The sequence below is a fragment of the Alteromonas gracilis genome (assembly GCF_043642145.1).
In the GTDB taxonomy this organism is placed as follows: domain Bacteria; phylum Pseudomonadota; class Gammaproteobacteria; order Enterobacterales; family Alteromonadaceae; genus Alteromonas; species Alteromonas gracilis_B.
This window is the reverse complement of the sequence record NZ_JBHZRZ010000004.1, coordinates 242067-256594: the sequence shown is the minus strand read 5'-3', so window position 1 is coordinate 256594 and position 14528 is coordinate 242067. Positions and strand designations below refer to the sequence as shown.

12 protein-coding genes are annotated in these 14528 nt (G+C 45.3%); 2 read left to right on the top strand and 10 right to left on the bottom strand.

Translation table 11 applies throughout. The features are described 5' to 3' along the window. Positions 1-13 precede the first annotated feature (13 nt). Entirely contained in the window at positions 14-1054 is a 1041-nt protein-coding gene (locus ACHUFN_RS10555; protein WP_394222340.1) for a Gfo/Idh/MocA family oxidoreductase, read from the bottom strand. Between the two features lie 264 nt (positions 1055-1318). Next, on the bottom strand, positions 1319-2677 hold the full coding sequence (gene glmU / locus ACHUFN_RS10550) for a bifunctional UDP-N-acetylglucosamine diphosphorylase/glucosamine-1-phosphate N-acetyltransferase GlmU (protein WP_394222339.1): 1359 nt from the start codon (positions 2675-2677) through the stop codon (positions 1319-1321). Between the two features lie 236 nt (positions 2678-2913). Between glmU and ACHUFN_RS10545 the strand changes: the two genes are divergently transcribed. Then, complete coding sequence (locus ACHUFN_RS10545) at positions 2914-4335, top strand: sensor domain-containing diguanylate cyclase (RefSeq protein WP_394222338.1); 1422 nt, start codon at positions 2914-2916, stop codon at positions 4333-4335. A gap of 15 nt (positions 4336-4350) precedes the next feature. Here ACHUFN_RS10545 and ACHUFN_RS10540 read toward each other — a convergent pair whose 3' ends face one another. The 3 genes from ACHUFN_RS10540 to ACHUFN_RS10530 are packed head-to-tail and all read right to left on the bottom strand — an operon-like array spanning position 4351 to position 7238. Continuing rightward, positions 4351-5235: a DMT family transporter gene (locus ACHUFN_RS10540; protein WP_394222337.1), complete on the bottom strand. Its 885-nt coding sequence runs from the start codon at positions 5233-5235 to the stop codon at positions 4351-4353. 21 nt (positions 5236-5256) lie between these two features. Continuing rightward, positions 5257-5781: a methylated-DNA--[protein]-cysteine S-methyltransferase gene (locus ACHUFN_RS10535; RefSeq protein WP_394222336.1), complete on the bottom strand. Its 525-nt coding sequence runs from the start codon at positions 5779-5781 to the stop codon at positions 5257-5259. 2 nt (positions 5782-5783) lie between these two features. After that, positions 5784-7238 (bottom strand): DNA-3-methyladenine glycosylase 2 family protein, encoded by a 1455-nt coding sequence (locus ACHUFN_RS10530; protein ID WP_394222334.1) that lies wholly within the window; start codon positions 7236-7238, stop codon positions 5784-5786. Between the two features lie 224 nt (positions 7239-7462). Between ACHUFN_RS10530 and ACHUFN_RS10525 the strand changes: the two genes are divergently transcribed. Beyond that, complete coding sequence (locus tag ACHUFN_RS10525) at positions 7463-8611, top strand: serine hydrolase domain-containing protein (protein WP_394222333.1); 1149 nt, start codon at positions 7463-7465, stop codon at positions 8609-8611. Between the two features lie 84 nt (positions 8612-8695). On the opposite strand, the gene speA is transcribed toward ACHUFN_RS10525, so the two are convergent. From speA to ACHUFN_RS10500, 5 genes are all read right to left on the bottom strand, one after another. Beyond that, the gene (gene speA, locus ACHUFN_RS10520) at positions 8696-10606 is read right to left on the bottom strand and encodes a biosynthetic arginine decarboxylase (RefSeq protein WP_394222332.1); all 1911 of its coding nucleotides are present in this window, start codon (positions 10604-10606) and stop codon (positions 8696-8698) included. Positions 10607-10751: 145 nt separating this feature from the next. Further along, positions 10752-11105, bottom strand: coding sequence for an arginine decarboxylase (locus tag ACHUFN_RS10515; RefSeq protein ID WP_394222331.1), 354 nt, complete (start codon positions 11103-11105; stop codon positions 10752-10754). 314 nt (positions 11106-11419) lie between these two features. Continuing rightward, the gene (locus tag ACHUFN_RS10510) at positions 11420-12808 is read right to left on the bottom strand and encodes an NAD(P)(+) transhydrogenase (Re/Si-specific) subunit beta (RefSeq protein WP_394222330.1); all 1389 of its coding nucleotides are present in this window, start codon (positions 12806-12808) and stop codon (positions 11420-11422) included. Between the two features lie 11 nt (positions 12809-12819). Further along, positions 12820-13101, bottom strand: coding sequence for an NAD(P) transhydrogenase subunit alpha part 2 (locus ACHUFN_RS10505; RefSeq protein ID WP_394222329.1), 282 nt, complete (start codon positions 13099-13101; stop codon positions 12820-12822). A 2-nt stretch (positions 13102-13103) separates the two neighbouring features. Continuing rightward, a complete protein-coding gene (locus ACHUFN_RS10500; RefSeq protein WP_394222328.1) occupies positions 13104-14261 on the bottom strand; it encodes an NAD(P) transhydrogenase subunit alpha in 1158 nt (385 codons plus the stop codon). Positions 14262-14528: the final 267 nt, after the last annotated feature.

Here is a 14528-nt window from a genome sequence, read left to right as displayed (position 1 = left end):
TCAAGATAATTGTTTATTTAAACGGCATCGTTTGTTTTTGGTTACTGGCATTTAACGCCAACTCGATAACCTTTATCACAGGAACCACAGTACTTGCGTCTGCAGGTGAAAATTTGCCGTCTTCAATAGCATGAGCAAGTCGGTTAAAGAATGTCAGATACTCGCCTTTATGCGTTGTCACTGTTTCTTTCGCTAGCTCGCCATTGTGATCTGCAAAAGCTAAAACACCATGCTCATCGTGGGGTGTCTTTGCCCAGCTGGCGTCATCAAAAGAAAGGCCAGCACGTAGCTGGTCTTCTTGTGGGTCTAAATGGAATTTTCGGAAGCTTCCTTTTGTGCCCTGCAAGTCAAAACGCAGAGTTTCACCAGCCTGAAAGGCTGAACTACCAAGTTTTACTACTTTGTCGCTATAGTGAAGCGTTACATCAAAGGTGTCGTCCGACTGTCCGTTTTCGCGCAATGCCATAACATTGGCCGACACTTCTTTGGGTTCGCCAAAAAGCTGTAATGCTTGGTCGATTAAATGCGGACCTAAATCCCAGAAGATACCGCTGCCAGGGCCCGCATTTTCACGCCATCTATCTCGCGGTATGGGGCGAAATCTGTCGAAACGGCTTTCAAAGCGTTTAATGTCGCCTAGCTTTTTGTCGTTTATTAGCTGCTTAAGAGTAAGAAAGTCGCCATCGAAACGTCTGTTGTGATACACACAAAGCTGTTTGTTTTGCGCTTTTGCAAGGTCAACTAGCGCTTCTGCTGCTTCACTATCTAGGGTAAATGGCTTTTCCACCAGCACATTACAACTGTGCTCTAACGCCAGTTTGGCTTGAGATGCATGTAAGTGATTTGGCGTGGTAATAACCACCAAGTCAACATCGTGAATTTTCAATGCTTCTTCTAACGAACTATACACTTCAGCGTTAGGTAACACTGCTTTCACTGCACCTGGCTTTGACGAGATAACCACATCCACTGAAAACTGTGGTAGATAATTGAGAAAAGGTAAATGAAAAGTGGTTGCTGAAAACCCAAAGCCAACCAGTAAGGTAGATATCATTGCAGCTCCTTGTGAAACAATAAGTTCTAGGTGAGTGATTGCACACTATCAGTAATGATAGATAGTGAGAACCACAGAAGGTTCACTATTTGAAAAGAAGGGTGTTATTCGTGCGCATTTACGCTATGTTGCTTATGATTGCACATAAAAACACAAATTAGGAATTGGACCAGCAATGTGGTTTTTTGCTCGGTGCAGTGTAGAAGAGCCATAGTCAAAAAAGGCCTTGTTGAGCAAGGCCTTTTTTACAAAACAATTTGGCGTTTATTTTTTAGTTGGGCGAGGCCAATTTGGAATGTTGCGCTGTTTGCCGCGAGCCACTGCTAGCGCGTCGTCATCAACGGTTGAAGTAATCACCGAGCCCGCGCCTACTGTCGCTCCTTTGCCAATAATAACTGGCGCTACAAGCGATGAATTCGAACCGATAAATGCATTTTCGCCAATCACGGTTTTCGATTTGTTCACACCATCATAGTTGCAGGTAATAGTTCCTGCACCGATATTCGCTTTCGCACCTACCTCAGCATCACCTAAATAAGTCAGGTGGTTTGCTTTCGCACCTTCACCTAACACGGCTTTCTTCATTTCTACGAAGTTACCCACTTTGGCATTTTTCTGCATAACTGCGCCAGGGCGAAGTCGTGCGTAAGGCCCTACCGTGCAAGCCTCACCAACAGTGGCCTCTTCTACTATTGAGTTTGCCTCGATAACCGCGTTGTCGGCAATAGTGCAGTTGCGCAATATACAGTTCGCACCAATCACAACGTTATTTCCAAGGGTAACGCTACCTTCAACAATCACATTTACGTCGATGATGACATCGTTGCCGGTTTCTAACTGGCCACGTAAATCGAAACGCGCGGGGTCTAATAATGTAACGCCATTGGTCATAAGCTCGTCGGCTTGGCGACGTTGAAGCGCTCGCTCAAGGTTGGCTAGCTGCAAGCGATTGTTCACACCTTCTACTTCAACAGCCGATTGCGGCTGCGCAGACTGAATGCGTTTGCCCTCGGCGGCTGCCATAGCAATAACGTCGGTAAGATAGTATTCACCTTGCGCGTTGTCATTGCTTAACTCTCCTAACCAGCGTTTAAGATCAGCACCTAACATCATCATCATGCCTGTGTTGATTTCTTTAATTTCACGCTGTGCATCGGTGGCGTCTTTGTGCTCAACAATGGCAGTAATATTGTCATTCTCGCGAATGATTCTGCCCATGCCCGTAGGGTCGTCTAAATTTACGGTAAGCAGCGCCAAGTCACAGCTTTCTTTAGCTGCCTTTAGTGCGCTTAAGGTTTCTTCGCGAATAAGCGGTGCATCGCCCACCAGAATTAATACGTCTTCATTGTCATTAATATGCGGGGCGGCTTGCTGCACGGCATGACCTGTACCTAGCTGCTCGGCCTGTAGGCACCAGTTTAGGTTGTCTTCAACAACCGTTGCTTTCAGCTGATCGCCACCGTGGCCGTATACCAAATGAATATTGTCGGCACCCAGTGATTTCACGGTATTGATAATACGCTGCACCATAGGTACACCACCGACCTTGTGTAGTACTTTGGGCAACGCCGACTTCATACGGGTACCTTTACCCGCCGCTAAAACAACCACTGAGAAAGCCATATAATTCCTTTATTTCGAAAAGAGAATGAAAATCGGCGAATAGTGTAACCAAGGCCTAGCGATATGTCAGCGGTTGATTCGTGATTTAACACTTTCGCCTAGTGCAGAATCTAAGTGTTTTCCTTCCCAGAAATTTGGTCTAAAGTTAAAAAAAACCACCTAGTAGTTCATTATTGCAACAGGTATACTTGCCGTAATGGGTAAAGTTCAGTCAGGCAAGGGAGCATGCGTAGTCTGTGAACACATTTAGAACACTGCATAGAAGCATTTTAGTGTTATTTGCGGTAGTGGTTATCGCTATTGTTACACTGGTGCATTTTAGTATTTCCAAAATTGTTGCCGAGCAAAGCCGAGCGCAACAACAGTCTCTTTCGCCTGCAATTTCACTAATTGTCGAGCAACTTCTTAAGCCACTACACATATCAGAAGCTTTGGGACACTCCACCGAGCTAGTTGATTTGATGGATGGAGAAACCATTGATCAAGACGCTGTTTTTAAGACATTGGACCGTCTTGAAAACGAGTTTGGTTTAGATTTCTTCATCGCTAGCGAAGCAGACAGAAAGCAATATAACTCTGACGGTAGCATTATTAACCTGATAGAAGGCGAAGTTAGTTGGTACTTTAAGTTTAAAGACTACCCTGCCGATGCGGTGGCAGATATAGGTAAGTGGGAAGACACCCACTTTTACATCGATATAAAAATACACGACGAAGATGGCCGGTTTTTAGGTTTCTTTGGCGTGGGAAAAAGCTTACGCAGCTTCATCGAGGTCTTTGATACTTACAAGCAAGAATACGGCTACGACTTTTTGTTTGTAGACGATGAAGGTGACATTATGCTGTCGTCCGACCCGAACCTTATTGCGTCTTACTCTGATTTCACCAACTTGTCAGAACTCCCTTGGTATGCCAGCCTACCCCTTACTATTCAAAACGAACAAGCGCTAAACAATAAGCTAGTCACAATAGATCAAAACGACTACCTTATTGCCGAAGTGAAGCTAAATCAGTTTGGTTGGACCGTATTCCTATTAAGCCCACTTGAAGATCGCCAAGCTGAAATTTCACAGGCGTTTATTTTTAGCGTAGTAACGCTTCTGGTAGTTATTTTCTCGCTGTTTTTGCTTATTTACAACTTGCTGTACTACTTCAGAAAAGATATGCAGCCAGACTTAGTGGTTCGCCATACTAATCGCTTACCAGAAAAAGAAAACTTACAGCTAATTTATAAAACGCTGCTGGCTGAACATAAGTCATTAAGTGTCATGCTTATTAGCGTTGATGAATTTTCTGATATTGTTGATACCCATGGCCGAAATACGGGTGACGACTTATTAGATAAAGTGGTTGCATATTTAGCCGAACACTTGCGTGAGCAAGACGTATTAGGCAGATGGAGTAGCGCAGAGTTTATTATTTTATTGCCGCATACTGGCCCGCATGTGGCTTTTGATATGGCGCAAAATCTTCGCCATGGCATTGCTACCTTGCCACCGCTACAAGAGCTACCCGAGCTACTTGTAACGGCATCTATCGGAATATCTTACACTGCCTCGCCACGTGCTATGCACGAAGTCACAGCACACGCCGAGGATGCGCTCTATCAAGCCAAGCGCGACGGCAGCAATTTAGTAAGAATGCAGCTCATCGACTAGCGACACTTGGCTTCTTCACGCAGGTTTAACCTTTAGGCGTTTTCGTTTGAGAACGCCTGTGGTTAGCGCCACACCAAATAAAATCATTAACCCGCCTACAATAGTTTGTAGCGACAAGTGTTCTTGTAAGAAAAGTACGCCCCAAATAATGCCAAACAGCGGTACTAAATACGCCACGGTAATCGCTTTAGCCGGGCCAATATCGGCAATAAGCTTGAAATACAAGATGTAAGCTATGCCAGTGCCACCTACAGCTAGTGCCACTGCATTAACCCATGCATTCATACTAGGCATAGCATCTGGTAAGGTTGCAAGCGCAAAGGGTGCCAACATTACGCTTGCCATAGCCTGACTTCCCGTAGCGACAACTAAAGGCTTAACCCCTTGCAGCCATTTTTTCATCATGCACGCCGCAATACCGTACCCTGTTGTGGCTAAAAGCGCAGTAAGAATAGGAAGGAAGCTAATTTCTCCCTCGCCTAACTTTTGCTGACTAATTACTGTTACCCCGACAAAGCCCACAAATAGCCCAGCCACAGCTGACCTTGTTAGTTTATCACCCAACCAAAGCCACGCTACAATAGCGCCAAACATGGGCGCAGTGGCATTTAAAATAGCGTTTACACCCGCCTCTAAATGTAAGCTGCTGTAGTTGAATAGCACAAAGGGAACCGCGGTATTGGCCATACCCACTAACGCAATAGCCAGCCAATGGCGCTTTATGTCTTTAACTGAACCACGTAATAGCAGTAAAGGTAATAAAACTGCTGTGGCAAGCACGGTGCGAATGGCCACTAACACATAGATGCCAAACTCTGGCGCAGCAACACGCATAAAAATAAATGAACCGCCCCAAATGCCAGCTAAAACCAGCAGCGAAATAATGTCTCTTATTGCCATTCTGTTATTACCATTTTCTTGTTAGCACAGCACCCCTTGGGCCCCTTCTAAATTGAGTAAATATTGCTTGCGAGGCAAGCCACCTGCATAGCCCGTGAGCGTTTTGTTGCTGCCAATTATACGATGGCAAGGCACTACAATAGCAATAGGGTTACGACCATTTGCCATACCAACTGCACGAACTGCTTTTGGGTTACCTATGGCTTTTGCAATATCTAAATAGCTTGCCGTTTCACCATACTGCACTTGTTGTAAGGCTTGCCAAACCTGATGCTGAAATGGCGTACCTTTGGGGTCAAGCGGAAGATTAAATTCACGCAGCGTTCCTCTAAAATAGGCTTGAAGTTGACTGCACGCCTCATTGGTTATCGCATTTGTATGCGCTTGCTGTACGGTGCTATTAAACTGCCCAGAGCCGACTAAAAACCCAGAGCCGGGTAATTCATCCGAGTGTTCTTCTACAAACTTGATGGCCGTTACGCCATTGTCAGACGCGTCTATTCTTACGCGCCCCTGGGCACTATTCACAAAACCTGTGTATATCATGCTTATACCTCTTTTTGTTCGTTGCTTAGCTGCCACAACTGAAGCGTTAAATAACTGCGCCAAGGCGCTGCTTTCTCAGGCTCTACAGGAAACTGCTTTGCCATCTTTCGAACAATTAAATCCCCCCCCAAGTAAATATCGGGGTTTCGCTCGCCGCGCATTTTTAAATAATCGAGAGTCCACGGGCCCACACCCTTTATTGCTAAAATGTTTTCATGCGAAGGTACGTTATCGCCTACAAACAAGTGTGCAAAGCGACGCACCGCATCTTTCCTTGCTTGAGGCATTCGCAAGAATTCAAGGCTGTCATTGGCCACCGCTTCTGGTGAAGGAAAGCCGTACTTATCTTTCCCGGTAACATTTAATGGGTTCAATGATTGTGTTTCAGACGGCTTAGCACCTACCTGATGAACAAGCAGGGTAACCTGCCCAATCGCTGCCTTTACGCTTACCTGCTGGCCCACGATTGCGCGACAGCCGCTTTCAAATACACTCCATGCGCTAGGTAGCCGCAGCCCTTTCGTTAAACGCGCTTTAGGCAAGCCAGCTTGTATTAAGCTTTGCTCAATCAGTAAAGGGTCACCGTGAAGGTCAAGCACCCACTTAATGTTCTCAATGGTTTTATGAAGACGGCTTAAATCGGGCATATCTAAGTGAAGCGAAAATCCATGACGCGCTTTATCGTGTACCGCTTTGAAAAAGCCAAGGTTGTTTCCACACGTGAAGTAACGTTCGTAGCTGTCTTCGGTCACGCGCTCCATTCCTTCAATGGCACGGGTCGCTAAGAAATCTCGTACATACGGCCAGTTATAGGGTGGCCGATAAGAAAGAAATAGTGAAATATGTTTTTGCTCTGCGCGCTCTTTTTTTCTCAACTGCGTGGGCGAGCTTGCGCAATACTGCTCTACGGCTCGTTGCAGTTGCCTAAGTGACTGAAAGCCAGCGGTAACTGCCACATCGGTCATGGAAAGGTGCGTTTGTTGAATAAGCTGCTTTGCAAAGAGGGCACGCTGCATATTTTGAAACTGTTTGGGCGAAATACCCACTGCATTTACCACTAGCTTATTTAAATAACGTTCACTGATACCAAGCCTAGTTGCAATATCAGCCACCCGTTCAATTGGAATTATTGACAACAGCGAAAGCGCGCGACTTATGGTAGCGCCCACACCTTTCCATGCAGCTGAACTTGGCGCGCTATCTGGACGACACCGAAAACAAGGGCGATACCCCTCTGCCATCGCCTGAGTGGCGTGTTGGTAATAGGTTACATTTTCTTCTTTCGGCAGTCGCGCTGGGCAAATGGGCCGACAAAAAATGCCTGTTGTTTTAACCGCAACAAAGAATCGTCCGTCAAAGCGTGGATCTCGGCTAAGTCTGGCCTTCGCAAACACCGATTCGGCTAACGCTCGGTCGGTTGAAGCATGATCATCCAACCTGATAAAGTTATCTGACATAAATCTGCAGCACTATGTTGTCGTTTATCCACTATGTATAGTGTATCGCGCATTCAAGTCGTTAGTGCGACAAAATCGGAACTCAATAAAAAATCAGAATCCTTAATAGTGAGCATAATTAGCGACATTTGATCATTGGGGCCGCTAAACGCATAATAATGCGATAATAATAATGAACGCCTGAAGGATGTGTTGTTAAATCGCAGGCATAACGAGCTGACTGTATGCTGAACTCATTGCGCACTTCAATGTTGCGTCTGTCACAATTTTGCCTAATAGCAACGCTATTACTTTTAGCCCAAGGTGCTTCCGCTGACTGGCTTGATGACTATGCTAGTTATGTCCAAAAAGAAGCCTCGAAGTACAACGTGCCCGGCTATGCGTTTGTATTTTATGAACAAGGCAAAGCACCAAGAGTGTACGTTTATGGCAAAACCCGTAAGCGTGGTGGTGAAAAGGTCACAGAAAATACGGTATTCAGACTAGCATCAGTTTCAAAAACGTTTACAGCATTGCTGTTTGCAAAGCTGGTTGAAAAGAACCAATTACAATGGGAAACCCCAATATCTGCTTTGCTGCCTGACATTCCTTTTAAAGGCAAAGGAATGGAGTCGTTGCAGTTGCAACATATTGTAGGCCAGTCCAGCGGTTTTATGCCCAACGCCTACGACAACCTGATAGAAGCTGACTATTCCTTAGAGCGAGTGCTTAAATCTCTTGGCGAGCTTGAACCCTTATGCGCCCCAGGCGACTGCTATACCTATCAGAACGCTTTGTTCGGTGCGCTAGAGTATAACTTTAGCCACAACAACACCTCTTACTCACGTCAGCTGCAAGCGAACTTGTTTTCCCCACTGGGCATGAATACCGCCAGCGTTGGAAAGGGTGGCTTGCTTGCCTCAGAGTCTTGGGCGCATCCACATATTGCCATTGCTAGAAATAAATGGCGCGAAGGCAAAGTGGAAAGTAACTATTACCGCTTTTCTCCTGCTGCAGGTGTGAATGCAAGCATTTCAGATATGACCATTTACTTGCAGGCATTGCTTGGTGAATTTCCAACAGTGATGTCTAAAGACATGATCGACTACGTCACGACTAAGCGCGTGAAAACAAAGCGTGAAACCTATCGTAGAGGTTGGCGCGGAATGATAGATGACGCTCACTATGGTCTAGGCTGGCGTATATACGACTTAAATGGCATGAAACTGAACTATCACGGCGGCTGGGTGAAAGGCTATCGCGCTGATGTGGCGTTTTCACCCGAGCGTAAAGTGGGTTATGTGATGTTGATGAACGCTGAATCGAACATGATTAACTCGACAACCGCCGAGTTATGGAAACGCTATTTGAAAAAAGCCGACGCTGATAAGTAATTTCGGCATCAGCTTTTGGCTCCGGTCAACTTTTTCAAACTATCTAACGTCGACCGGCACTTTTTCTTTAAAGATTGAAACCGCTTACTGCTTCAAATACGTGTAACCCGCCAAGCAATTTTCGTAGAAATCAGTCCAGCGAACGCCCTCACGCGGGTTCAATTTCCCGTCCCACACTTGCTTGTCAATCAGACGCTTCACATCCGACGCCATGGCGCGCGGGTTGTACTGCATAACATTTAGTACATCTTCTACCGACGAGCCTTTAACTACTTCTTCAATATAGAAATCTTCAGGGTCGTCGTCGTAGCTATAAATATGCACTTCGTTTAAGCGCCCGAACAAATTGTGCATGTCGCCCATTACGTCTTGATACGCGCCCGTTAAGAACAAACCTACGTAATACGGCTCGTCTTTTTTCAGTGGGTGCATTGGCAACACATCTGTAATTTCACGACCAATAGTGAACTGGTCAATTTTCCCGTCGCTGTCACAGGTAATATCCACCAACGAGCAATTCACCGTAGGCTCTTCGTTCATGCGCGTAAGAGGCACAACTGGAAGTAGCTGATCGATGGCCCATGTATCTGCTGCCGACTGGAAAATAGAGAAGTTACACAGGTATTGCGACGACAGACTGTAGTCTAACTCCTGAAGCTCTTCAGGCACATATTCTTCGTTGCGATACCACTTCTGCAAACGCTCCATAATTTGCCAGTACAGCGTCTCTATTTTGCCCAGCTCTTCTAATGACAATACACGCAGTTTAAACGCGTCTAGCGCTTGCTCTTTATACTGCGACGCATCGTTGTATATTTCATGCATGTTCGTTTGTTCATCAAACGTGACTGCCAGTTCGCGCATGTTCTTTAAAAAGATGTGCTCGCCTTCGTTAGCAGACGTATCCAATTGAGAGGCATTCGACTTGATTTCGCCCACAATCTCAGTAATGACACAGCTGTGATGCGCAGTGATTGCACGACCACTTTCACTAACCAAATGCGGATGTGGAACGCCTTCTAAATCACACATTTCTTTCATGCCATACACAACGTCGGCAACGTATTCTTGCATACTATAGTTACGTGACGACTCATTGGTTGAGTTACTGCCGTCGTAGTCAATGCCTAGACCGCCGCCAACATCAACATAGTCTAGCGCGAAACCCATTTTGTGAAGGTCGGCATAAATACGTGCCCCTTCGGTTACCGCTTCTTTTACCGCGCGAATGTCGGTTAGCTGGCTACCAATATGGAAGTGAAGCAACTTCAAGCAATGCGCCATCCCTTGCTCTTCAAGGTAGCGCGCAGCATTAATAATTTCAGTAATGGTTAAACCAAACTTCGCACGTTCGCCGCCTGAGCTTTCCCACTTACCACGGCCTTTCACGGTCATTTTAGAACGCACACCAATAATTGGCTCTATGTCCAGTTCTTTCGATATTTTAACGAGCAGTAAAAGTTCAGTGTATTTTTCAACAACCACTACAATACGACGACCAAGCTTTCTGCCCAACAGCGCCAAACGCATCACTTCGTCATCTTTGTAACCGTTTAGTATGGTGAGTGATTCTTCGTTGGTGTTCATTGCAAGCACAGTAAGTAGCTCTGCTTTAGAGCCTGCTTCCAACCCGTAGTTGTAAGGTTTGCCAGCGTCGACAATCTCTTCAACCACTTCGCGCATTTGGTTAACTTTTACTGGATACACGCCTTGATACTGGCCTTGATATTCGGCTTCTTCAATAGAGTGTCTGAACGCCTTGTTTAAGCCAGCCACTTGCGAGCGCAATATATCGTGAAAACGAACAACAACAGGAAACTGTACGCCTTCTTTACGGATATCTTCTATTACCGAATTAAAGTCGATTCGAATGCTAGGATCTTCAGGAACAGGGGTAATATGAACGTTACCATTTTCACCAACTTGAAAATAGCCGCCACCCCATTGAGACACGCCATAGACGCGCTCCGCTTCTTCGATGCTCCAATCTGACAATTTATTCACCTATTTGTAAGTGGGCTAGGTCAATTACCTAGCATGTAAAGTGCGAAAATAAGCAGCGTATTATAGACATTGCAACATTTGTTGCGATGTAAAATATCTATTGTCGCGACTAATTTTGTTTATCGAACATGGTCTGTTAAGTGGTTACCCATGTTCGGATATATTCCAAAGCAACAACATCTGCTTTTTGTTCACAGTGTTTTATGAAATCTGAGATGTCTTGAGTACGTTGAAGTCTAAATCCCAGATTAACCAATGGCGATGTTGAAAACTTTGCGGCGATATGATCGGCATCGGTCGCATCATCTTCCAACCAAATCTCGCTTAATTGGCTTCGCCTATCTAATTTAATTGGCGCTTTTATTTGAGCAAAGGTATCAGACTTGGGGATTTGCCATGTACGCATATCAACGAACATATGAAAAGGTCTTCCTTTTCGCGTTTTTAGGCATTCAGATAGCTTTGCGAGGTATTGGATATTCGTCGCCATATCCCACTTTCCTCGAAGCGTAATTAAAATGCAATTTCTAAATTGCTCAATATGAAAATGTGCCGTCGACATCTGCTCGTACATCTATATGAATATCACACTTAGCTGCTATAGCGCTTACATACTAGTAGTGAAAAGCACCAACTACAATAAACGTGCGGTACTTTGTAACGAAGTTTAATCTCCCATAAATACGAAGAAGCCTGCGATTAAGCAGGCCTCTTAAAAACTTCTTTTGTGATCACAATTATTTAGAAATAGCCGCGCTCCTGTACACAAGTTTACATGTACGTCAAACGCAACCGTGCTAAGTATTAATCATCACCGAACTCGCGAATAATATTGTTAATTGTGTCTTTTGCGTCACCCAGCACCATACGCGTGTTTTCTTTGAAAAAGAGTGGGTTGTCAACACCAGCAAAACCAGCATTTGCAGAGCGCTTAAGAACAAAAACCGTTTTAGCGCGATAAGCTTCAATAACCGGCATACCGTAAATCGGGCTACCTTTCATTTCTTTTGCTGCTGGGTTCACTACGTCATTTGCGCCAATAACAATAACCACATCGTAGTTTTCCATGCGCGGATTTACGTCATCCATTTCGTATAGCTGGTCGTAGGGAACATCGGCTTCTGCCAATAACACGTTCATGTGCCCCGGCATACGCCCTGCGACGGCGTGAATAGCATAATCTACCGTACAGCCATTATCTTCTAGCAAAGACTGAAGTTCACGAACGGCATGCTGAGCTTGCGCTACGGCCATACCGTAGCCTGGCACCACCAACACCGCTTGAGCCGCTTCTAATACATAAAATGCATCTTGCGCTGACAGAACTTTGATCTCACCCTCAATTTTTTCACCCGCTTCCACAGGCTTAGCAAAACCCGACAACAGCACGTTCATAAGTGAACGGTTCATGGCCTTACACATAATATTGGTCAGAATAAGCCCAGATGCCCCTACCAGTAACCCCGTTACAATGAGTATGGTGTTGCCCGTTGCAAGGCCCGCAGCCGATGCTGCCACGCCTGAATAACTGTTTAAAAGCGCGATGACTACTGGCATGTCTGCACCACCAATCGAAATGGTCGCCCACAAGCCAAAACTGAGTGACAGCGCAATTGCACAATAAATCCAAAGCGGATTGCTTGGGTCAGTAGCAAAGAAGTATCCAATCACCACCATGCCAATTAAGTGCAAAATACTGAGTTCGCGAAGCCCCGTAAAAATAACGGCTTTAGAGTTCATTTTGCCCGACAGTTTTCCCCAGGCTACCACCGAGCCAGAAAACGTAATGCCCCCCACTAAAATAGTGAAAAACAGGGTAATGAAGGTGAACGTGCTTGCGGTTTTAAGTGCAACTACGCTCATTCCTGCCAGTGTGGCCCAGCCCAAAAGTAATGACGCTGCACCACCAAAGCCGTTAAACAATGACACCATTTCAGGCATAGCCGTCATTTCAACGGTTTTGGCCTTCCACGCGCCAAATGCGCCGCCAATCACAAAACCCAATAGGATAAAGTGATAGCTAATAATCTGCTGATCAAGCAGCGTTACCACTACAGCTATCAGCATACCAATGGCGGAAATGAAGTTACCTTTTTTAGCCGTATCTGGATGACTAAGCAATTTAAGGCCAAGAATAAATAGCGCCGCAGCTACTACATACGCAAGGTTTATTACAGTTACAATATCATTCACTTGCGTACTCCTTATTTTTCTTTTTTCTTGAACATGCTTAACATGCGATCGGTCACCAAATATCCGCCAACCACGTTAATACTGGCCAGCGCCACGGCTGCTGTGCCCAATATGGTGGTAAGCAAATTGTTATCACTGCCCGACGCAACCAAAGCACCAACTAGCGTTATGCCAGAAATGGCATTAGAGCCAGACATCAAAGGTGTATGTAAGGTGGCAGGCACTTTTCGAATAAGCTCGAAACCCAAAAAGGCAGCCAGTAGAACAATGAAAAGTAAGTAGATGATTTCCATGATTAGGCCCCTTTGTATGCGTTATTAAGCATGTCGTTGGTTATTTTGCCGTCGTGGGTAATAACACAGCCGGCTAGAATGTCGTCTTCTAAGTTCAATCCAAAGCTTTTGGTTTCATCATCGAAGAATTCATCAACCAAGTTGTAGATGTTATTGGCATACATATCGGTGGCAGCTTTGGCAACAAACTGGCTCCAGTAACCGTTACCAATTACCGTTACGCCATTCACTTCAACTGTTTCGCCAGCAACCGAACCTTCTACATTGCCCCCCGATGTGGCGGCCATATCAACCACGACACTGCCTGGCTTCATTAACGCTAGGGTGTCTTTTGAGATAAGTACTGGCGGTTTGCGACCAAACAGCTGTGCAGTTGTGATAACAATATCTGAATCGGCAATGGCATCGCGCTGCGCTTCTTGCTGCTTTGCTTTTTGTTCGTCGGTAAGCTCTTTTGCGTAACCGTCTTTGGTTTGGCCCGTTTCTCCAATATCAATTTTAAGAAACTTTCCACCTAGCGATTCAACTTGCTCTGCCACCACAGGGCGGGTGTCATAAGCAAGTACATTTGCGCCTAAGCGCTTTGCGGTAGCAATAGCCTGCAAACCAGCTACACCAGCGCCAATAATAAACACCTTCGCAGGCTTTATTGTTCCAGAAGGCGTCATCATCATAGGTAATATTGAAGGCAATTTATTCGCTGCCTGCATCACCATCACGTAACCCGCTAAACTGGCCTGCGAGCTCAATGCATCCATTTTTTGGGCGCGAGAAGAGCGAGGGATCATCTCTACAGAAATAGCGGTCAACCCCTTTTCTGCTAAAGACTCAATAAGCGGTTGCTGAAAGAAAGGGTCGAGATGACCTACAACAATGGCCTCTTTTTTCATCAACGCTAGTTGAGCATCGATAGGTTTATTCACAGCCACCAGCATATCTGCGCTCGACAGTGCATCATTCACATCATCGATGACAGTTACACCTGCTTCTTCATATTCGTTATCTGAATACCCTGAGAGTTGGCCCGCACCTGCTTCTAGCAGTAAGGTCGCGCCCTTTTTCACCAAACGCTGTGCACTATTAGGGGTAACTGCACATCGCTTCTCCACATTATTTAGCGGATCTGGCGCTTTTGCTTCATTTAATATTATGATTTTCACACGCTTCTCCTCACATTCCGGCTATTCGAGAATGACACCCTTTAAACCGAGTTGAGCCATTTTATTCGCTTATGCCTAGCATTTTTTGGCGAAATTAAAACCAAATCAGGCAACATCTGTTTTTATTTCACCTTAAACAAGCCTATTGATTTCGCTCATTTTTCAAGCGAAACCTTGTTGAACCTACGCTATGTGGGTATGCATCACTAGTATCTTTTACTTACGAGTCATAACTAATATTTATATAAAAAGGGCATACACGCGATA